The sequence below is a fragment of the Glutamicibacter sp. FBE19 genome (assembly GCF_015524875.1).
GTDB classification, from domain to species: domain Bacteria; phylum Actinomycetota; class Actinomycetes; order Actinomycetales; family Micrococcaceae; genus Glutamicibacter; species Glutamicibacter halophytocola.
Genome location: NZ_JACKQN010000004.1, coordinates 1 through 19551, shown reverse-complemented (window position 1 = coordinate 19551; position 19551 = coordinate 1). Strand labels below are relative to the sequence as shown.

20 protein-coding genes and 1 tRNA gene are annotated in these 19551 nt (G+C 60.4%); 15 read left to right on the top strand and 6 right to left on the bottom strand.

Annotated elements, in window-relative coordinates; translation table 11 throughout:
- Nucleotides 1-55: 55 nt before the first annotated feature.
- The 5 genes from H6F58_RS08290 to H6F58_RS08270 all read left to right on the top strand — a co-directional run bounded on the left by H6F58_RS08290 (nucleotide 56) and on the right by H6F58_RS08270 (nucleotide 4409).
- Nucleotides 56-2299, top strand: a complete 2244-nt coding sequence (locus tag H6F58_RS08290) for a carbon starvation CstA family protein (RefSeq protein WP_060700594.1) — start codon at nucleotides 56-58, stop codon at nucleotides 2297-2299.
- Nucleotides 2300-2301: 2 nt separating this feature from the next.
- Complete coding sequence (locus H6F58_RS08285; RefSeq protein WP_146277668.1) at nucleotides 2302-2493, top strand: YbdD/YjiX family protein; 192 nt, start codon at nucleotides 2302-2304, stop codon at nucleotides 2491-2493.
- A gap of 148 nt (nucleotides 2494-2641) precedes the next feature.
- Nucleotides 2642-3091 (top strand): hypothetical protein, encoded by a 450-nt coding sequence (locus H6F58_RS08280; RefSeq protein ID WP_060700596.1) that lies wholly within the window; start codon nucleotides 2642-2644, stop codon nucleotides 3089-3091.
- A 68-nt stretch (nucleotides 3092-3159) separates the two neighbouring features.
- The gene (locus H6F58_RS08275; protein WP_060700597.1) at nucleotides 3160-4002 is read left to right on the top strand and encodes an aldo/keto reductase; all 843 of its coding nucleotides are present in this window, start codon (nucleotides 3160-3162) and stop codon (nucleotides 4000-4002) included.
- Nucleotides 4003-4094: 92 nt separating this feature from the next.
- A complete protein-coding gene (locus tag H6F58_RS08270; protein ID WP_060700598.1) occupies nucleotides 4095-4409 on the top strand; it encodes an EthD family reductase in 315 nt (104 codons plus the stop codon).
- A gap of 66 nt (nucleotides 4410-4475) precedes the next feature.
- Here H6F58_RS08270 and H6F58_RS08265 read toward each other — a convergent pair.
- From H6F58_RS08265 to tmk, 4 genes are all read right to left on the bottom strand, one after another.
- Nucleotides 4476-4547 (bottom strand) — tRNA-Thr (locus tag H6F58_RS08265).
- Between the two features lie 81 nt (nucleotides 4548-4628).
- Nucleotides 4629-6167, bottom strand: a complete 1539-nt coding sequence (locus H6F58_RS08260) for an alpha/beta hydrolase (RefSeq protein WP_060700599.1) — start codon at nucleotides 6165-6167, stop codon at nucleotides 4629-4631.
- Between the two features lie 22 nt (nucleotides 6168-6189).
- Entirely contained in the window at nucleotides 6190-7344 is a 1155-nt protein-coding gene (locus H6F58_RS08255; RefSeq protein WP_060700600.1) for a DNA polymerase III subunit delta', read from the bottom strand.
- Nucleotides 7341-7994 (bottom strand): dTMP kinase, encoded by a 654-nt coding sequence (gene tmk / locus H6F58_RS08250; RefSeq protein ID WP_060700601.1) that lies wholly within the window; start codon nucleotides 7992-7994, stop codon nucleotides 7341-7343. Before tmk ends, H6F58_RS08255 begins: the two co-directional genes overlap by 4 nt.
- A gap of 146 nt (nucleotides 7995-8140) precedes the next feature.
- Here tmk and H6F58_RS08245 point away from each other — a divergent pair, with 146 nt between their 5' ends.
- From H6F58_RS08245 to H6F58_RS08230, 4 genes are all read left to right on the top strand, one after another.
- The gene (locus H6F58_RS08245; protein WP_060703271.1) at nucleotides 8141-9298 is read left to right on the top strand and encodes an aminotransferase class I/II-fold pyridoxal phosphate-dependent enzyme; all 1158 of its coding nucleotides are present in this window, start codon (nucleotides 8141-8143) and stop codon (nucleotides 9296-9298) included.
- Nucleotides 9299-9346: 48 nt separating this feature from the next.
- Nucleotides 9347-9664, top strand: a complete 318-nt coding sequence (locus H6F58_RS08240) for a DUF2516 family protein (protein ID WP_146277670.1) — start codon at nucleotides 9347-9349, stop codon at nucleotides 9662-9664.
- Between the two features lie 130 nt (nucleotides 9665-9794).
- Entirely contained in the window at nucleotides 9795-10541 is a 747-nt protein-coding gene (locus H6F58_RS08235; protein ID WP_060703272.1) for a phosphoglyceromutase, read from the top strand.
- A 198-nt stretch (nucleotides 10542-10739) separates the two neighbouring features.
- Nucleotides 10740-11042, top strand: a complete 303-nt coding sequence (locus H6F58_RS08230; RefSeq protein ID WP_022877094.1) for a DUF4193 domain-containing protein — start codon at nucleotides 10740-10742, stop codon at nucleotides 11040-11042.
- Between the two features lie 176 nt (nucleotides 11043-11218).
- Here the strand turns inward: H6F58_RS08230 and phoU are convergent, their stop codons facing one another.
- Nucleotides 11219-11872, bottom strand: coding sequence for a phosphate signaling complex protein PhoU (gene phoU / locus H6F58_RS08225; protein ID WP_060700603.1), 654 nt, complete (start codon nucleotides 11870-11872; stop codon nucleotides 11219-11221).
- 235 nt (nucleotides 11873-12107) lie between these two features.
- On the opposite strand from phoU, the gene H6F58_RS08220 reads away from it, so the two are divergent.
- Both H6F58_RS08220 and H6F58_RS08215 read left to right on the top strand, forming a co-directional pair.
- The gene (locus tag H6F58_RS08220) at nucleotides 12108-13313 is read left to right on the top strand and encodes an ATP-binding protein (protein WP_060703273.1); all 1206 of its coding nucleotides are present in this window, start codon (nucleotides 12108-12110) and stop codon (nucleotides 13311-13313) included.
- Nucleotides 13310-13990: a response regulator transcription factor gene (locus tag H6F58_RS08215; protein ID WP_060700604.1), complete on the top strand. Its 681-nt coding sequence runs from the start codon at nucleotides 13310-13312 to the stop codon at nucleotides 13988-13990. The genes H6F58_RS08220 and H6F58_RS08215 overlap by 4 nt, the downstream gene beginning before the upstream one ends.
- Before the next feature lie 79 nt (nucleotides 13991-14069).
- Here the strand turns inward: H6F58_RS08215 and H6F58_RS08210 are convergent, their stop codons facing one another.
- Nucleotides 14070-14609 (bottom strand): hypothetical protein, encoded by a 540-nt coding sequence (locus H6F58_RS08210; RefSeq protein WP_060700605.1) that lies wholly within the window; start codon nucleotides 14607-14609, stop codon nucleotides 14070-14072.
- Between the two features lie 353 nt (nucleotides 14610-14962).
- On the opposite strand from H6F58_RS08210, the gene H6F58_RS08205 reads away from it, so the two are divergent.
- The 4 genes from H6F58_RS08205 to rlmB all read left to right on the top strand — a co-directional run bounded on the left by H6F58_RS08205 (nucleotide 14963) and on the right by rlmB (nucleotide 19321).
- A complete protein-coding gene (locus H6F58_RS08205) occupies nucleotides 14963-15448 on the top strand; it encodes a CarD family transcriptional regulator (protein ID WP_022877089.1) in 486 nt (161 codons plus the stop codon).
- Nucleotides 15449-15553: 105 nt separating this feature from the next.
- Nucleotides 15554-16792 carry a bifunctional 2-C-methyl-D-erythritol 4-phosphate cytidylyltransferase/2-C-methyl-D-erythritol 2,4-cyclodiphosphate synthase gene (locus H6F58_RS08200; RefSeq protein ID WP_075972400.1) on the top strand — a complete coding sequence of 413 codons (1239 nt, stop codon included), beginning with the start codon at nucleotides 15554-15556 and terminating at the stop codon, nucleotides 16790-16792.
- Between the two features lie 85 nt (nucleotides 16793-16877).
- Entirely contained in the window at nucleotides 16878-18329 is a 1452-nt protein-coding gene (cysS, locus tag H6F58_RS08195; protein ID WP_060700606.1) for a cysteine--tRNA ligase, read from the top strand.
- A 44-nt stretch (nucleotides 18330-18373) separates the two neighbouring features.
- The gene (gene rlmB, locus H6F58_RS08190; protein ID WP_060700607.1) at nucleotides 18374-19321 is read left to right on the top strand and encodes a 23S rRNA (guanosine(2251)-2'-O)-methyltransferase RlmB; all 948 of its coding nucleotides are present in this window, start codon (nucleotides 18374-18376) and stop codon (nucleotides 19319-19321) included.
- Nucleotides 19322-19551 lie beyond the last annotated feature (230 nt).

Sequence of the window (19551 nt, the reverse complement as noted above, 5' to 3'; positions counted from 1 at the left end):
GTGACCGATCTTATAGGGGCCGGTCGCGCACATCACTTGTCACGCCCTGAGGAGGATGCTCACCTTGAGTGCCCAAAATACGCTGCCCCCGGCCGGCGTTGATCCTGAAGTCGCCCAACGCGAAGAAAAGCGTTGGACGCCTTTGCGGATCGCCGTCTGGATTGCCATCGCCCTGATTGGTGGCATTGCCTGGTCTTTCCTTGCCTTTTCGCGAGGAGAAACCATCAATGCGATTTGGTTTGTCTTCGCGGCCGTGGCCACGTACCTGATCGCCTACCGGTTCTACTCGAAGTTCATCGAACGCAAGATCGTCAAGCCCGATGATTTCCGCGCAACCCCGGCAGAGTCGGTGAACAACGGGCGCGACTTCGTGCCCACCGACCGCCGTGTGCTCTTCGGGCACCACTTCGCGGCTATCGCCGGTGCCGGCCCGCTGGTTGGCCCGATTCTGGCAGCCCAGATGGGCTACCTGCCGGGAACGATCTGGATTATTGTCGGTGTAGTTTTGGCCGGCGCGGTCCAGGACTACCTGGTGATGTTCTTCTCGATGCGCCGTGGCGGGCGTTCGCTGGGCCAGATGGCCCGCGAGGAACTCGGCTTGATCGGCGGCACCGCCGCCCTGATCGCCACGCTGACCATCATGATCATCATTACTGCCATCCTGGCACTAGTTGTGGTCAACGCCTTGGGCGAATCCGCATGGGGCGTGTACTCGGTGGGCCTGACCATTCCGATCGCCTTGTTCATGGGCATTTACCTTCGCTTCATCCGCCCGGGCAAGGTTCTGGAAATCTCCATCATCGGCTTTGTCCTGTTGATGTTCGCGATCATCTCAGGGCGCTGGATCGCCGAATCGCCGTGGGGTGCTGAATTCTTCCACCTGGATCGCACCACTATCGCCTGGGCCATCATCATCTACGGCATCATCGCCGCCGTACTTCCGGTCTGGCTGTTGCTGGCTCCGCGTGATTACCTGTCCACGTTCATGAAGATCGGCGTCATCGGCCTGCTGGCCGTAGCCATCATTATTGTGCGCCCGGAAATCACGGTTCCTGCATTCTCCGAGTTCGCCGGACGCGCCGATGGCCCGGTGGTTTCCGGGCATATCTTCCCGTTCCTCTTCGTGACCATTGCCTGTGGCGCGCTCTCGGGCTTCCATGCACTGATCTCCTCAGGCACCACCCCGAAGCTGGTTGAAAAGGAAAAGCAGACCCGCTTCCTGGGCTACGGCGGAATGCTGATGGAATCCATGGTGGCCATCATGGCGCTGGTTGCAGCGATCTCGATTGACCGTGGCGTGTACTTTGCCATGAATTCGTCGGCGGCAGCTACCGGCGGCACCGTGGAAACCGCGGTAGCGTTTGTGAACTCGCTGGGCCTTGCCGGCGTGAACCTGGAACCGAATACCCTCACCGAGCTGGCGGCCAATGTGGGCGAGACCAGTGTGGTTTCGCGTACCGGCGGCGCGCCGACCCTGGCTGTGGGCATCGCCCACATCATGCACCAATGGTTCGGCGGCACCGCGATGATGGGCTTCTGGTACCACTTCGCCATCATGTTCGAGGCACTGTTCATCCTCACCGCAGTTGACGCTGGCACCCGCGTGGCCCGCTTCATGCTTCAGGACACCATCGGCAACTTCTTCCCGAAGTTCAAGGACACCTCATGGCGTCCCGGGGTGTGGATTTGCACCCTGGTCATGGTGGCTGGATGGGGATACATCCTCATCCTGGGCGTGACCGACCCGCTCGGCGGCATCAACACCTTCTTCCCGCTCTTCGGCATTGCCAACCAGCTGTTGGCGGCAATCGCCTTGGCCGTGGTGATGACGATCATCGCCAAGCGGAACAACTTCAAATACCTGTGGGTTGTCGCGCTGCCGCTGGCCTTCACCGTGGTGGTCACCTTCGTTGCCAGCTGGCAGAAGATCTTCTCAACCAATGCCAAGGTCGGCTATTTCGCCAACCATAATGCCTACAAGGAGGCGCTGGCCAACGGCGAAACTTCCCTCGGTTCGGCCAAGACAGTTGAAGCGATGGAAGCCGTGGTCCGCAATACCGGAGTTCAGGGTTGGCTGTCGGTGCTCTTCTTGCTGCTGACCGCGGTGGTGATTGTCACCGCTGTCATGGCGACCATCAAGGCCAAGAAGAACGGTGGCGGAAACGATACAGAGGATCCCGCTGTTCCTTCCAAGATGTACGCACCCTCGGGGCTGATTTCCACTCCTGCCGAAAAGCAGCTGGAGAAGGAATGGAAGCAGGTTCCGGCGGCATCACAAATTCAGCGTGGCGGCCACTAGCCATGGCTTCGCTGATGGAACGCCTCTTGCAGGCCAAGAAGTTTGTGGACGGTGTGCTGGGAGCGGATAAATACCAGCACTATCTGGAACACCAAGCCCGCACCCATCCGGACCAGAAACCGATGAGTGAACGGGAATTCTGGAAGGACTACACCGACTGGCAAGAGAAGAATCCTGAAGGGCGTTGCTGCTAGAAGCATCAATAACCGGTCCTGGACCCGCCGCACCTGCGGCAGGCTCCGGGACCGGTTTCGTTTTGTGTCGTGCTCGAGGTCTAAGCGGTGCCTGGTCACCGGTAGGCTAGAGCTATCGATCCTTGTACATCACCGGCAAAGAAGTGTCATGGCGTTCTTTTCACGACTTCGCGCTGAGCGCGCAGCCACTCGCGAACTTGGCGAGGGCGTCTGGCGCCGCGCCCACGACCGCTTCCAGCGGTCCCTGGATCGCGTCTTCCAGGTGGTCGAAGGCATTGCCGATGACCAGGTGTACAACCTGCTGGTGAAGGAAGCCAACGAGATGGCGGATCTGTTGCCCGCGGTGCGTCAGCTTTGCTGCATGGCCCACCGGATCACGCCGAGCAACGACGAGCATATTCCGCAATCCACCGCAGGGGTGCACCGCAGCCTCACCAAGTCGGCTAACGACCTTGCGACCACCGCACAGGTCATTGCAATGATGCGGATGCAGGCTGAAGCGGGGGAGCCGATCGATATTGAATCGGTCCGCCATCGCGCGCAGCTGGTCAAGGAAGACGTTGGCCGGGCCATGCAGCTGCTCGCTGACAGCGAATAATTGACTTTTCCCGATCAGTTGCGTGGTGGTCCTAGAAATCGGGGCAAGCCGTGCACTAAATTGGTTGCATGACCCAAACAATACCCACAAGTAAGTTCCTCGACGGAAACACCATTGACCAGCTGGGTTACGGCGTCTGGCAGGTCAAGGACGACGAAGCGGAAGTAGCTGTTGGCAAGGCGCTGAAGGCTGGCTACCGCCACATCGACACCGCAAAGATCTACGGCAATGAGGCTGGCGTCGGCCGCGCAGTTGCCGCAAGCGGCATTGCCCGTGAAGACCTCTTCATCACCACCAAGGTCTGGAACGCGGACCAGGGCTATGAGAAGACCATCGCAGCTGCCCAGGCATCGCTGGAGCGCCTTGGCTTGGACTATGTCGACCTGTACCTTATCCACTGGCTGCAGCCGAAGCGCGGCACCTACGTGGACACCTGGAAGGCGCTGATCCAGCTGCAGAAGGACGGCAAAGCGAAGTCCATCGGCGTCTGCAACTTCACCGTAGAAGCCCTTGAAGAGCTCTACACCGAAACCGGTGTGCGCCCGGTGATCAACCAGGTGGAAACCCACCCGTACTTTCCGCAGGCCGAACTGCGCGCCTACGAAGCGGAACACGGCATCCTGCATGAGTCGTGGTCGCCACTGGGCCAGGGCGGGGACCTGCTCAAGGACCCAGTGCTCGAAGGCATCGCCAAGAAGCATGGCGCCTCGGTGGCACAGGTTGTCATCGCCTGGCATCTGGCCCTGGGCAACGTCGTGATCCCGAAGTCCGTGACCGATGCGCGCATCGTCGAGAACTTCGAATCCCTGAAGGTAGCCCTTGACGCTGAAGATATCGAAGCGATCGCTACCCTGGATCGTGGACCCGAAGGGCGCATCGCGGCTGACCCCGCTACTGCCGACTTCGAATAGGTCATTAAGCCTGCGCACGGCCCCTCGGATTTCCAAGAATTCGAGGGGCCGTTGCGCTCCCGATAACCGGCAATCCATGAGGAGACTTCGCCATGCACAAGCTCATCGTCCTATATCCAGAACCAGTTGATCGCGACGCCTTTATCAAATACTACGAAGAGACCCACTTGCCGCTCGCGGCAAAGCTTCCAGGGCTTCGTGCGTGGCGCTACTCGACCGGGATTTCCCCGGACGCGCAAGGCCAGGCAGCTGGGTACTTCGCGATTTTCGAGGCCGAGTTCAGCGATGTTGAAGCCTTCCGCACTGCGATGGGCTCACCCGAGGGTCAAGCTGTCGCCGCTGACGTTCCCAACTACGCTACCGGGGGAGCAATAACACTCGACTATGAAATCACCGGTGGAAGCTAAGGGCCGGCAATGCGAAAAACCCCGGAATCATGCAACACATGATTCCGGGGTTTTTCTTCACAACCGAGCCCCCTGCCGGATTTGAACCGGCGACCTGCTCTTTACGAGGGAGCTGCTCTACCCCTGAGCTAAGGAGGCCTGTACCTGCAAACAGGCACCACGTCACTTTATCCGAGGAATTGTCTGATCGTCAAAACGAGGAAGACATGAACGCCCCGCTCAGCACTGTGTATCCGGTGCCGGGGCCTTCCCGTCAATCAGGTAGCCATCGACCGCTTCGGTGATGCAGTCATTGGAACGGCCGTAGGCAGTGTGCCCATGCCCTTGGTAGGTCAATAGCGTGGCGTTATCCAACTGCTTGGCCAGCGACTGCGACCACTGGTACGGGGTTGCAGGATCCGAGGTCGTACCAACGACGAGGATCTCGCTGGAACCCTTGGCGTCCAGCGCTCCAGCCTTGCCAGTGGGCTTGTGATCCCATGCGTCACAGGCGATCTCGCCGTAGGACAGATACTTGCCCAGCGTCGGAGCTACGCGCATCAGCTCGGTGGCTTCCTTCCCCATTGCCTCAGCATCGGCATTCATTGGCCGATCCAAGCAATTGATGGCAGCAAACGCATCGCTGGAATTCGAGCCGTAAGTTCCATCGGCCTGCCGATCGGCGGCGAGGTCGGCAAATCCGAGAATGGCATCGACGTTCCCGTCATTCACCGCTGATGCCATGGCCTGGGTCAGGTACGGCCAATTTGAATTGTCGTACAGCGGCAAGATGAAGCCGTTGACAAAATCGATGATTGGCACGGTGCGGCCATCGCTGGAGGTCATGGGCTCGTTCTCGACCTGGGCGAAGAACTGCTGCAACTGCACCTTGGCGGATTCCACCGTTCCGCTGAAAGGGCAGCCTTCGGATTCAACGCACTGGGCCAGCCAAGCTTCAATCTCGTGCTCAAAACCAACGGCCTGCGCCTTGGTCAGGTCAGCGGCCTGGCTTTTTGGATCCATGGCTCCATCAAGGACAAAGCGACCCACCTTGTGCGGGAACAGGTCCGCATAGGTTGCCCCGAGGAAGGTTCCGTAGGAGAACCCGAGATAGTCCAATTGCTTGTCCCCGAGCACCGCGCGGATGACATCCATGTCCTTGGCAGCCGAGACCGTATCAACGTGGCCCAAGAGTTTCCCGGTGTTGGCCGCGCAATCGGCCGCGTAGTGCTCGGTTTCCTCGACGATCTGTTCTTGATCTTCAGGCAACCAGGCGCGCAGGTTCTCCTGCCTTCCTTCGTCGGTCTCGGCATCGCTCTGGCAAGTGATCGGGGTGCTTTCACCCACGCCACGCGGGTCAAAGCCGATCACGTTGTAGGCCTTTTGCAAGTCTGCACTGAACATGGCTTGCACCGAAGATTCGACCATATCCAGCCCAGAACCACCGGGACCGCCAGGATTCACGAGCAGGTTTCGGCTGGCTCCCTCGGAAACACGCCGGTTCAGTGCAAGGTCGATGCTGTCACCGGTTGGGTCTGCATAGTCCAGCGGCACCTTGATCGTGGCGCATTCAATAACATCGCCGCATTTCTCCCAATCGATCTGCTGGGAGTAGTAGCTCTCCAGTCCTTGCGGGGCTTCGACGCTGCTGGCGCTCGGAGTGGCGTCGGTCCCTTCGGAGTCAGGGAGCGTCGATCCAGCGGAGCAACTGGTCAGCCCGGCAAAGGCCAGCAGGGTCGCCACCGCAATTAAACGCAGTTTGGATGAGCGTACAGGCACGTTGAGTGTCTCCTTGCGTTGGTTAGCGGCGACCCGGGTTCGGAAGGAGTCGAGTCATCAATGCTTCCAAAGCCATGAGCTGATTGACGTTGGCGGCCAAGCGGCTTCTCGTCTGGTTGATGGCGTCCAACTGGGCCAACGATTTTTCTTTGCTCTGGCCTTGTGAATAAGCTTCGAGCTTCTCGCGCAAATGCTCGTTGATCAGCTCGATCCCGGTTCCCAGCTGAAGGCTCAAGACATCACGGAAAAACGTGGTCAAGTCGGTTAAAGTCCGGTCCAAGGCATCAAAGCTGGCACGTCGCGCGAATCGCTTCGCATCCTCTTCCAAGGCCTTGAACTGGCCGCGCAACCCAGGAGGAATGGTTTCTTCAGGGCCGAGGCCATTGGCATGGCGCAGCTGTTCGGTCTTCTTCTGCAGATCGGTGCCGGTGATGTTCTCCGCGCGTTCCGTGGCCAACTTGGAGATTTCCGCGGCGGCCGCCATGGCCTGGGGCAAAGTGGTGGTGCGCAGTGGCAGGGTAACAACCTTTTCACGCTGGATTCGTGCCTGCTCATCGCGGGCCAGCAGCCGGGCCACGCCAATATGCGACTGCGAGACTCGGGCAGCGAAGAGGGCCTGCTGCGGATCAAGGCCGTCGCGGCGCACCAAGAGGTCCGCCACGTCTGCGGTGGAGGGCACCGAAAGATTCACCGCGCGGCAACGAGAGCGGATGGTGACCAAGACGTCGGCCGGGGAGGGAGCGCAGAGGATCCAGATCATCCGCGCTGGCGGTTCCTCGATGGCCTTGAGCAGCACATTGGTGCTGCGTTCAGACATGCGGTCCGCGTCTTCAATGATGATGATGCGCCAACGCCCGGTGCTGGCGCTTTCCTGCGCACGGGTGATCAGGTGGCGGACATCGGCAATCTGGTATTCGAATTTGTCGGTGGAGACAAAGGATACGTCCGGGTGCGAGGAAGCGAGCACCAGCTTGCAGTTCTCGCACTCGCCACAGCCGGCTGGGCTGGTGGTGCACTGCAAGGCTGCCGCAAAGGCGCGGGCCGCCGTAGTTCGCCCCGAGCCAGGAGGGCCGGTGACCAGCCACGCATGGGTTGGATTGCCGCGGTCGACCTCGGCGCACAGCGTATCGATGACGCGCTGCTGGCCAGCCAGATCGCCAAAGACCGGGCGGCTCACAGCAGTCCAGCCAGGTGTGTGGTGACAGCGTGGTGCAGGTCTTCGACGCTGCTGTTGGCATCCAGGACGAGATAGCGGTCCGGCTCCAGGGAAGCCAGTTCCAGGAAGGCCTGGCGGATGCGTTCGTGGAAATCGTCGGGTTCTGCTTCCAGCCGGTCGGCCGCTTCCACACCGCCACCAGCAGCGATGCGCCGGGCTCGGCCATCGGCTGCAGAGATGTCCAAGATGATCGTGGCATCTGGCTTCAACCCGTTCGTGGCGAAATGGTTGATCCCTGCGACCGACTCAATTCCCAGGGCGCGTCCGATTCCCTGATAAGCCAGTGAGGAATCAACGAAGCGGTCACAAATGACATGGGTGCCAGCGGCCAAAGCCGGGGTGATGACCTGCTGGACGTGGGCGGCCCGGGCTGCGGAGTAGATCAGGGCTTCGGTGCGTGAATCGATATCGCCATGGCCGTGTTCAAGTACCAGCGAACGCAGTGCCTCGCTGATTTGGGTTCCGCCTGGCTCGCGGGTGGTAATGACCTTGGACCCACGTGTTTCCAGCCATTGCTGGGCGAGGGCGACCTGCGTGGACTTGCCTGCGCCGTCGCCGCCTTCAAAGACTATGAACAAGCCTGGGGCCGGCGCGCTCGATTCGTTATTCACCCCTCTAGCCTATCCAAGGAGCCGGCAAAACATCTGCGCAACCCCTGGGCCGTGCGCAACTAATCGCCCAGTGTGGTGGATTCGTCAGATGAAATGTAGTGAAATCCATCCAACGCTGTGCGGCGGCTGCGCGTAAAGTTTTTTCCATGAACTCCAGCAGCACGCCATCAGCTCCGCGCCCCGAGTGGGATCCGAAGACCCTTGTCGTTGCAGGTGGCCGTCCGGCCCATGCCATCGATGCACCGGTGAACCATCCGGTGACCTTCACCTCGACCTATCACTCCCATGGGCAAGCCGCTGCCGATGAACGCGTTTATGCGCGCTTCTCCAATCCGACCTGGGACCCATTTGAAGAGGTCTTGGGCCAGCTGGAAGTTGCCGCGTTGCCGGCGCTGGTATTCTCCTCGGGCATGGCTGCCATTGCTGCAGCGTTGAGCTTGGTTCCCGCCGGTGGCGTGCTGGTAATGCCAAGGCATTCCTATAACGGTTCGCTGGCCCTGAGCTCGGAATTGCAAGCTGCCGGCCGGCTGAGCATTCGCCCGGTGGATATTGCCGACACCGATGAAGTGATCGCCGCCTTGCAGGGTGCTGACGTGCTGTGGGTGGAATCGCCGACCAACCCGATGCTGGAGGTCGCAGACCTGCCAGTGCTGCTGGCAGAAGCCCAGGCCCGCGGCGTGCTGAGCATCGTGGACAACACCTTCGCCACCCCGTTGCTGCAGCGTCCATTGGCTTCGGGAGCCGACGTAGTGGTGCACTCTGTCACCAAGTACCTCTCAGGGCACTCCGATGTCATCATGGGCGCGCTGGTGACCAGCGATGAGTCGCTGCGCCAGAAGCTGCATGGCTACCGGACCTTGCATGGCGCCATCGCCTCCCCGATGGATACCTTCCTGGCCTTGCGTGGTGTACGCACCATGGCGGTGCGCATCGATCGTTCGCAGAGCAACAGCCAGGTGCTGGCACAGCGCCTGGCCGAACACCCCAAGGTGCAGGCGGTGCGCTACCCCGGCCTGGCACAGGATCCAGGACATGAGCGCGCTGCGCAGCTGATGGACGGCTTCGGTTCGGTGATCGCCTTCCAAGCGGGGCAGAGCGCCGAGCACGCCGACCAGGTTGTCGCTGCCTTCAACCTCATTACCGGAGCGACATCCCTGGGAGGGGTGGAAACCTTGGCCGAGCGCCGGGCACGCCATGCGTCGGAGCCGCAGACCGTTCCCGAGAACCTGATCCGCCTCTCGGTCGGGATTGAAGATGTCGAGGACTTGTGGTCGGATCTGAAGCAGGCGCTGGAACAGCTCTAGCGCGTGGCAGTACCAAAAAATTCCAACGCCCATAGGTAGAGTGAAGATATGTCCATGATGTATGTTGCCCACCTGATCGAGTACTACTTGATGCTGGCTCTGAGCGTGATCATTCTGGTGCTCGCGGTCTGGGCGGTAATTGACTGCTTGCGCCATGGTGCACAGCGCTTTGCGCAGGAAGGCAAGCGCACCAAAGGCTTTTGGACCGGCCTGACGGCTGCCAGTGCCGTTGTCTCGTTGCTGGGCATCCTCAGCGGGGGTGGAATCGGCTTCTTGCAGTTGATTGGTGCCTGCATTGCCTGTGTCTACCTGGCCGATGTGAAACCAGCAGTCAGCGGCCAAGGCGGCGGCTGGTACAACTACTAGGCCCCGGCAAAGAACATGAATCTTTTGATGACCCGCACTCTCCTGCAGATGGAGGGGCGGGTCTTCTCAATTAATGAACACTCCTTAACTTTGGCGCGTCTGCGCTGGAGCATTGGATAGGATGGATTACATGAGTCACACTTTGATCTTGCTTCGCCACGGGCAGAGCGAATGGAATGAAAAGAATCTGTTCACCGGCTGGTACGACGTATCGCTGACCGAACAGGGCCGTGCTGAAGCATCACGCGGCGGCCAGTTGCTGGCAGAAGCCGGATACAAGCCAGAGGTGCTGCATACCTCGCTGTTGACCCGTGCGATTGTCACCGCCAACCTGGCCTTGGAGGCCGCAGGCCGCTCGTGGATCCCAGTGAACCGCGACTGGCGCCTGAACGAACGCCACTACGGCGCGCTGCAGGGCAAGGACAAGGCGCAGACCTTGGCCGAGTTCGGCGAAGAGCAGTTCATGGAATGGCGCCGCAGCTACGACACCCCGCCACCAGCCCTGGACGACGCTTCGGAATTCAGCCAGATCAACGACGAGCGCTACGCCGCCCTGGGCGATTCCGCACCACGCACCGAGTGCCTCAAGGACGTGCTCGACCGCATGCTTCCCTACTGGGAAAACAACATCAAGGCAGATTTGTCCGCAGGCAAGACCGTTATGGTCACCGCCCACGGCAATTCGCTGCGTGCATTGGTCAAGCACCTTGACGGCATCAGCGATGAAGACATCGCCAACCTGAACATCCCAACCGGCATCCCGCTGGTCTATGAGCTGGACGACAATTTCCAGCCGATCACCGCCGGCGGAACCTACTTGGATCCTGCAGCTGCGGCCGACGCCATCAAGGCTGTCGCAAACCAGGGACGCAAGTAAGACCCACTATTCGGCGGTACCAGAACCCCAGGCCTTGAGCTTGGAAATGCTGGTGCCGCCGTTTCGGCTTTAAGCGCGAATATGGGCCGGCTATATGGCTGTGAGCGAAACTACTGCGCACGATTGTATTTTTGGCATTAGTATGCTGTAATCTCCTATTTCGAATAGGCTCAATGGCTCACGTTAGGAATGCAATTCGTGGCAACTGATTACGATGAAGTCCGCCCAGACGTTGCTGAGGCACGTAAGGCTTCTCTGGATGCGGTTAAGTCCGCAAACGCACCGGACGCCAAGTCCGTCGTGCGCGAGCTCGACGAAGCCGATCACACTGATGGTATGGATCTGCCAGGTGCAGATTTGTCCAACGAGGAACTGACGGTTACCGTCATTCCACAGAAAGACGACGAGTTCATCTGTGGCTCGTGCTTCTTGATTCGCCACCGCTCACAGCTGGTTCGCGAAGAAGGCAATGTAGGTTTCTGCGTAGAGTGCGAAGGCTAAAACCCGCTTTACGCTGGCGCTATTAGTGCGTCGAAAATTTCTAGGGCAACCCGCCAATTGGCGGGTTGCCCTTCGCCTTAACGGCTCATGGCGCACATGGCCAAAAAAGTAGTGCCTGCTGCCGGAGTTCTCCGGCAACAGGCACTACGTCAAGAATTCAGCACGCGCTCACTGGCTCAGGCGTCGGACGGGTCCCACTCGCCGGTAACCAGGTAGGTCACCTTGCGTGCTACCGAAACACCATGATCGCCGAAACGCTCCAGATAGCGGCTGGTCAATGAAACATCAACGGTAGTCGGTGCCGAAGCATCCCAATCCGCTTCCGCAATTCGCGCAAACACGCTGGAGTGCAGGCGATCGACTTCGTGGTTCAATTCAATAATTTCCGCGGCAATCTTCAGATCGCGGGTATCGAGCAGGCGGGCTACCGCCTGGGCAATCTGGATATCGATCCTGGCCATTTCAGAAAAGGTTGCCGAGATCCTTTCTGGAATTGCCGGCTGCGGGAAACGCAGGCGGGCTAGCTGCGCCAGGTGGCGTGCGAGGTCGCCCATGCGTTCCAGGGAAGCACTCATGCGCAGCGAACCGACGATCATGCGCAGATCGCTGGCCACGGGGCCCTGGAGTGCCAGGGTGTCGATGGCTCGTTCATCCAGCTGGTTCTGCAGGAAATCAATTTTCGCGTCCGCCGCGATAACTTCCTGGGCTAGCTCCACATCGGCATTCGCCAATGAATCCCACGCGCGATCCATTGCGGTCGCGACCTGGTTGGCCATCTCAATAAGTTCTTCGCCAATTTGTTGTAGATCTGCCTGAAAAACCTTACGCACAGCAGTTCCTTTCGAGTGTCGGTTCCCATGCCAGCGGGTTCCCTGTCTTCGCAGCGAACCACCCCAAACAGATTTATGGCATGGTGGAGGGTCTTACTCCAGCCTGTCAGCGGGTGATTAACGAATATGCCACGAAACGTGAACGTTTGGTGAACAGCGCGCCGATTTGGCCGTTTTCGCGTCATTTAGGAACGAAGGAACCCAGCGGGGAAGCTAGGCTAAAAGGGTGAACGATGTGATCTCGACTCTGATAGCCGGTGTCCTCGGTCTGGCCTTGGGCATCGTTGGCGTGATCGCTTTCAGGATGTCGCAGCGCCGGACCGCCCGACTGCCGCAGGTTGACGAGCCCCTGCTCCCTGAAGGTGCAGCCGCTGTCCTGTCCGTCATCGGACGCGCCTTCGTGATCCTCGATGATGTCGACGGCGTGGTGCGGGCCAATCCGGCTTCCTATGCCTACGGGCTGGTTCGTGGGCATACGCTCGTGCACAACGAACTGCTGGCCCTGGTGCGCCAGGTCCGGGCGGACGGCGTGATCGCTGAAAGCCAGTACGAATTGCAACGCTCAACGCTCGGCGCCGGCCAGCTGATTGTGCACGTGCGTGTTGCGCCGCTGGGTGATGAGTATATTCTGCTGCTGGCCGATGACCGCACCGAGATCACGCGCACCGAAGCCATGCGCAATGACTTCGTGGCCAACGTGTCCCACGAATTGAAAACACCCGTCGGTGCGATCTCCTTGCTGGCCGAGGCCATTACCGAAGCCGCCGACGATCCGACAGCTGTGCGCCGCTTCTCCACCCGGATGGACAAGGAATCGCGGCGGCTTGCCGCGCTGGTCCAGGACATTATCGAGCTCTCCCGGCTGCAAGCCAGCGATGCCATTGTGCAGGGCAGGGAAGTGAACATCCACAACGTGGTGGCCGAAGCGGTGGACCGCAGCCACTTGCTTGCCGAGGAAAAGGGCATCAGCATCACCGTGGGCGGACATCTGGAGGAACCGATCCTGGGCGATCCCGACCTGCTGATGACCGCTGTGCGCAACCTCATCGATAACGCGATCCGCTACTCGCCGGCGAACACGAAGGTGGGCGTGGGGATCCGCCAGCGTGATGGCTACGCGCAGATTTCGGTCACCGACCAGGGGCCGGGCATTTCACCCGAAGAGCAAGAACGCGTCTTCGAGCGCTTCTACCGGGTGGACTCGGCACGCTCGCGGCAAACCGGTGGCACCGGACTGGGGCTGAGCATTGTCAAGCACGTGCTGGCCAACCACGGTGGCGAAGTATCCCTGTGGTCGCAGCCCGGCCAAGGCTCCACTTTTACCCTAAGACTTCCCCTAGCGGATGAAGAACGGACGGGCACCGATGGTGCCGCCGACGAGATGATGAAGGAACGAGCGGTCGAGGCTAGAACCTCCGATCGCGAAGGAGGACGACGATGACCCGCATATTGATCGTAGAGGATGAGGAATCGCTCTCTGACCCGCTGTCTTTCCTGCTGGAGCGCGAAGGTTTTGAAGTACGGATCGCCGAGGACGGGCTGGTTGCCGTCACCGAGTTCGAACGCCACGGCGCCGATCTGGTGCTCTTGGACCTGATGCTGCCGGGCCAGCCGGGCACCGAGGTGATTCGCCAGATCCGACTCAATAGCCAGGTCCCGGTCATCATGCTCACCGCCAAGGATTCGGAAATCGACAAGGTGGTTGGCCTGGAGCTGGGCGCCGACGACTATGTCACCAAGCCCTACTCATCGCGCGAGTTGCTGGCCCGCATCCGTGCCGTCTTGCGCCGCCAGGGCGAGGGCGAGGAGCTCATCAGCAATGTGGTCACCGCCGGCCCGGTGCGCATGGACGTTGAACGCCACATGGTCTCGGTCGACAATACCGAGGTGTCCATGCCGCTCAAGGAGTTCGAACTGCTTGAGATGCTCTTGCGCAATGCCGGCCGAGTGCTCACTCGCGGCCAGCTGATCGACCGCGTCTGGGGCAGCGACTATGTGGGGGATACCAAGACCCTCGATGTTCACGTCAAGCGCCTGCGCTCGAAGATTGAACCCGACCCGGCCACGCCAGAGCACTTGGTGACCGTGCGCGGCTTGGGCTACAAGTTCGTGGTGTAGCCGGCAACAATACTTAAACGACAGGGAGCCTGGGAACGAATCAAAGGATTCGCTCCCAGGCTCCCTGTTCTGCTGAGCCCTAGTGGCCCGAAGTCGAGTGGCTCTCGGTCTTCTTCAGGTGGTCGGTGACCGAGTCATCGGATCCGCCTGGTACGAAGTCGCGGTATTCAGCCAAGGTGCCGTCTACGACTGGAACGCTGAAGTCCACGGTCTCACCAGATGCGGTGAAAGCGGTCTCTGCGTGCTCGCCGGCTGCAATGTTCAGGCCGGAGATGACCTTCTGGTTTGCGTCGTCTTCCAGCTTGACGCTTTCGTCGGCTGGAACCGAGATGGTTACCGGCTGGGTGCTGGCTGCCTTGACGGTCAGGGTCAGCGAGGAATCGCTATCATTGACAACGGTGCCGATCAGGCGCGCCTTGGAGCCGTCGCTGTTGGTAACGAACATCAGGTTGCGGACCTGTGCGTCGGCAACGTCGACATGCACGCCATCGCTGGCAGCGTAGTCGGTGTTGGTGGACTGCTCGTTGATGGCGCCACAGCTGGTGACACCGAATGCCAGGGCAGCCACAGCGAGGGACGCGGCAATGCGGCGTCCAGCGGTCATGCGTGCGGTGATCACGACACTAACTCCTCGGTGAGAATAATGAGTTGCTTCGGTTCGAGGCTATCTGCCTGGCTGCGCCCAGAGCAGGGGCAACCCAAGATTTAGACCACGATTACCTCTAAGCCTAGCTGTTTTTAACGCAAAGACGCGATTTAGCGACGTGCAACACACGCTTTTCGACAAGTGGTAGAGAACCGGGAAAGGGATGAAGAGGTATAAAACCCTGTTCAGCGTACTTTCTTCTTACCATGTTTCTCTTGCGAATGGAAGAGGCGATTCCGCGTGAATTCGCGGTTATATGGGGCACAAACGAGGGATCGTTGATGGTAAACATGTTAGACTAGTTTGTGGGAAAGGGGTTTATCCACATGGTTTTTGAGGTTGGCGAGACTGTTGTCTACCCGCACCACGGCGCCGCAATGATCGAAGAGATCAAGATGCGCAAGATCAAGGGCGAAGAGAAAATGTATCTCAAGCTCAAGGTGGCTCAGGGCGATTTGACCATCGAAGTTCCTGCAGAGAACGTTGATCTGGTTGGCGTGCGTGACGTGGTAGGTCAGGAAGGCTTGGACCATGTGTTCGATGTCCTTCGTGCTGAATTTACTGAAGAGCCGACCAACTGGTCGCGCCGCTACAAGGCAAACGTCGAGAAGCTGGCTTCCGGCGATGTCATCAAGGTTGCCGAGGTCGTGCGTGACCTTTGGCGCCGAGAAAATGATCGTGGTCTGTCGGCTGGCGAAAAGCGCATGCTGGCCAAGGCCCGTCAGGTTTTGATCAGCGAATTGGCTTTGGCCAAGGACCTGGATGAGACCAAGGCCGAGGGCCTGTTGGATGAGGTCTTGGCTTCGGCCTAGGCAAAACTCCCGATTGCATCTTGCCGTGGAGCGCTATAAAGCGTTTCACGGCTGTTGCCGTTAAAAGCCCAATCACTTGCCGATGAACACGATAAGCTGGGCGCTGTGAAGCAAACCCCATCGCATTCTTCGAGCCTGATCCTGGTTGCTGCCGGAATGGGCACGCGGCTCGGCGCCGGAATCCCCAAAGCACTGGTCCAGGTGGCCGGCAAAACTTTGGTGGAGCACGCCATCGACCGAATCCTCCAGGTCAAGCGGATCACCGAAATCATCGTGGTCACACCCGCTGGCGACCACCGCATGGCCGAAGCGCTAGCCGCCTTTGGTTCCATGCTGCGCACCGTGCCCGGCGGAAGCAGCCGCGCCGATTCTGTACGCCGCGGGCTCGAAGCGGTCAATCCCGGGGCCTCGGCCATCTTGGTTCATGACGCCGCCCGCGCCTTTGCCCCCGCAGAGCTTTACGACCGGGTCCTCGATGCCCTGGACCAGGGGCAAGCCAATGCGGTCATCCCCGCGCTGCCGGTAACCGACACGATCTCAGTCGTGGAGCCGGGAGGCGCGGCGGGTGCTGAATTCATCGATCACACACCGCCGCGATCCACCCTGCGCGCGGTGCAAACTCCGCAGGGATTCAACGCAGCGGTGCTGCGCCAGGCCCATGCCCAGCTCGACCACTGCACCGAAGCCGAACTGGAAAAAGTTACCGATGACGCTTCGATCGTGAGCGCGCAGGGAGAAAAGGTGCAGGTCGTCGCCGGAGCGCAGCAGGCGCTGAAGGTCACGCACCCCGAGGACCTGGAGACCGCCAACCAGCTGGCCACCGACCAGAACAGCTCCGCCAACACTGCCAGGGAAACAATGATTCTGCCACGCATCGGCAACGGCATCGACGTCCACGCCGTCAGCCAGGACCCCGCCCGGCCAATGTGGCTGGCTGGCCTGCACTTCCCGGACGATGTTGGCCTTTCGGGGCATTCGGACGGCGACGCGGTGGCCCATGCTGCCTGCGATGCGCTCTTTAGCGCTGCCGGGATCGGCGATCTGGGAACCCACTTTGGGGTGGACCGGCCGGAATTCTCCGGGGCCAGCGGTGTGAGCCTGCTTGCAGAAGCGGCCCGCCTGGTTCGCGAGGCAGGGTTCGAAATCGGGAATGTCGCCGTGCAGTTTGTGGGACGGCGCCCGCGCTTCTCGGCCCGCCGCGAAGAGGCCAGCCAGGTGCTCAGCGATGCGATAGGCGCCCCAGTCAGCGTCATCGCAACCACCAGCGATGGCCTGGGGTACGAGGGCGAAGGCACCGGAATTACCGCCTACGCCACCGCCCTGGTCTTCCCCCGGCAGCGGTGAGCGCGCAGGCCCGGCGAATGCCCAGATCAGCGAGCGCATCACAAGTGAAGTACAAAGGCCGTGTCCATCGGATAACCTTAAAGGCGTGAGCCTGCGATTCTATGACACCAAAACAGCATCTGTACGCGACTTCCAGCCGCTAGCCGAAGGCGAAGTCAAGCTGTACTACTGCGGCGCCACCGTACAGGGCATGCCGCATGTAGGCCATGTGCGCAGCGCCATCGTTTTCGATGTCCTGGTTCGCTGGCTGGAATACCGCGGGTTTGCGGTCACCACGGTACGCAACGTGACCGATATCGATGACAAGATCCTGGAGAAGTCCGCCAACTCCTTTACCGCAGATTTCGAGGCCGACAAGCACTACAAGCCGCGCGAAGAATGGTTTGCCCTGGCCTACCGCTTCGAGCAGGAATTCGCCCGCGCCTATGAAGCGCTCGGTGTACGCCGGCCGACCTATGAGCCGCGCGCTACCGGGCACATCACCGAAATGCATGAGCTGATCTCGGAGCTGATCGAGCGAGGCCACGCTTACCCGGCCGCCGATGGCTCCGGCGATGTGTACTTCGACGTGCGCTCGTACGAGCAGTACGGTGCCTTGACCCGGCAGAAGATCGAGGACATGCAGGACGCCGCGGACTCCGATCCGCGAGGCAAAAAGGACGCCCGCGACTTCGCCCTGTGGAAGGGGCACAAGGAATCCGATCCGGGCACCGCTTCCTGGCCAAGCCCATGGGGCCGCGGCCGCCCGGGCTGGCACCTTGAGTGCTCGGCGATGGCCGGCAAATACCTGGGCAGCGAGTTCGACATCCACGGTGGCGGACTGGACCTGCGTTTCCCGCATCACGAAAACGAGATGGCGCAGTCCAATGCGGCCGGCCACGGGTTCGCCAACTTCTGGATGCACAATGGCATGGTCACCTACGAGGGCGAGAAGATGTCCAAGTCCATTGGCAACACCATTTCCCCCGAGGAAATGCTCGCCCTGGCCGACGCCCGAGTGGTGCGCTACTTCCTGGGCCAGGCCCAGTACCGCTCCATGCTGGACTACCGTCCGGACTCGCTGACCGAAGCCGGTGCCGCGGTGGAACGCATCGACACCTTCATCTCCAACGCCCGCTACCGTTTGGGTGCCGCGGCAGATTCGATCGTTGCCACGCAGGTGCCGGAGGCATTCGCCAGTGCGATGGATGACGACCTGAACGTCCCGATGGCCCTGGCGGCGTTGCACGAAACCGTGCGCCACGGCAATGCCTCGCTGGACAAGCACGACGACGCAGCCACGGCCACCGCACTGGGCCAGGTTTTGGCGATGACCCGGGTCCTCGGACTGGACGATGCCGGCAATCAGCAGAATTCCAAGGCAACTGCCGAGCACGATGTCCTGGATCAGCTGATCCAGGCGCAGCTGGCTGAACGCGCCCAGGCGCGAGCCGCCAAGGACTGGGCCCGCTCGGATGCGATCCGCGATGCCTTGGCCGCCGCTGGAATCACGGTGCTCGACTCGGCCGACGGCGCCCGCTGGACACTGAACAACTAGCCGACCTAGCGGCTACAACAAACTCAACTTTAAGGACACAAACCATGAGCAAAAAGGGCCCAACCAAGGGCAGTGGCGGCAAGGGACGACGTTCCCTCGAGGGCAAGGGCCCGACCCCGAAGGCAGAAGACCGCCCGTACCACAAGGCTTACCGCGCCAAGCAGCTTTCCGAGCGCTCGGCAGCCAAGCGCAGCACCGGCAATCGCACCGACCGCATCAAGGTCAACGCCGAATTTGTCACCGGCCGCAACTCGGTGGTTGAAGCACTGCGCGCCGGCATCCCTGCCAAGGCGCTGCATGTAGCCATCCGCGTTGATGTTGACGACCGCGTGCGCGAGTCCCTCAAGCTTTCTGCGGCCCAGGGCATTCCGTTGATGGAAGCCTCCAAGCAGGAGCTCGACCGGATGACCGATGGCGCGATCCACCAGGGCCTTGCCCTGCAGATTCCGCCCTACGAATACAAGGACGCCGTTCAGTTGGCGACCAAGACTATCAAGGACTACGACCGCGGGTACACCAACTCCCAGCCGCTGTTCCTTGCCTTGGACGGCATCACCGACCCGCGCAACCTTGGCGCGATCGTTCGCTCGGCCTCCGCATTTGGCGCAGACGGCGTCATCATCCCTGAGCGTCGAAGTGTTGGCATGACTGCCTCGGCATGGAAAACCAGCGCCGGCGCTGCCGTGCGCGTTCCTGTTGCCAAGTGCAGCAACCTGACCAGTGCGCTGAAGGAAATCAAGGCCGCCGGTATCTTCGTGATCGGCCTAGACGCCGGTGGCGACATGGAATTGCCAAACTTTGAACTGGCGACCGGCCCACTGTGCATCGTGGTTGGCTCGGAAGGCAAGGGCCTGTCCCGACTGGTTCGCGAAAACTGCGACGCCATTGTCTCGATCCCCATCGACTCCGCCATGGAATCGCTGAACGCGTCGATGGCCGTCGGCATTTCGCTGTACGAAGTTTCCCGTCTGCGTAATCAGGGCACCAAGTAGCACTGGGCATTCTTCAAAGGGTTGCCACTTGTCGAGAGACAGGTGGCAACCCTTTTTTCGTAGAGTGACCCGCTTCATAACAACAAATTTCAGTTGTTTTTGGGGAGGATACACTCCTATCCGCTCAGGAACCGCGAGAATTCGGAGTTTTTGAAGCCAAGGATGAGTGCGCAGGCCGATTTTGCGTCTGGTGGGAATCCGTGTAGAGTTTTATCTCGCGCCGCTGATCC

Coding starts and splice junctions, on each gene's coding strand:
- H6F58_RS08290 (WP_060700594.1), top strand. CDS start 56: ATGCTCACCTTGAGTGCCCAAAATACGCTGCCCCCGGCCGGCGTTGAT.
- H6F58_RS08285 (WP_146277668.1), top strand. CDS start 2,302: ATGGCTTCGCTGATGGAACGCCTCTTGCAGGCCAAGAAGTTTGTGGAC.
- H6F58_RS08280 (WP_060700596.1), top strand. CDS start 2,642: ATGGCGTTCTTTTCACGACTTCGCGCTGAGCGCGCAGCCACTCGCGAA.
- H6F58_RS08275 (WP_060700597.1), top strand. CDS start 3,160: ATGACCCAAACAATACCCACAAGTAAGTTCCTCGACGGAAACACCATT.
- H6F58_RS08270 (WP_060700598.1), top strand. CDS start 4,095: ATGCACAAGCTCATCGTCCTATATCCAGAACCAGTTGATCGCGACGCC.
- H6F58_RS08245 (WP_060703271.1), top strand. CDS start 8,141: ATGAACTCCAGCAGCACGCCATCAGCTCCGCGCCCCGAGTGGGATCCG.
- H6F58_RS08240 (WP_146277670.1), top strand. CDS start 9,347: ATGTCCATGATGTATGTTGCCCACCTGATCGAGTACTACTTGATGCTG.
- H6F58_RS08235 (WP_060703272.1), top strand. CDS start 9,795: ATGAGTCACACTTTGATCTTGCTTCGCCACGGGCAGAGCGAATGGAAT.
- H6F58_RS08215 (WP_060700604.1), top strand. CDS start 13,310: ATGACCCGCATATTGATCGTAGAGGATGAGGAATCGCTCTCTGACCCG.
- H6F58_RS08205 (WP_022877089.1), top strand. CDS start 14,963: ATGGTTTTTGAGGTTGGCGAGACTGTTGTCTACCCGCACCACGGCGCC.
- rlmB (WP_060700607.1), top strand. CDS start 18,374: ATGAGCAAAAAGGGCCCAACCAAGGGCAGTGGCGGCAAGGGACGACGT.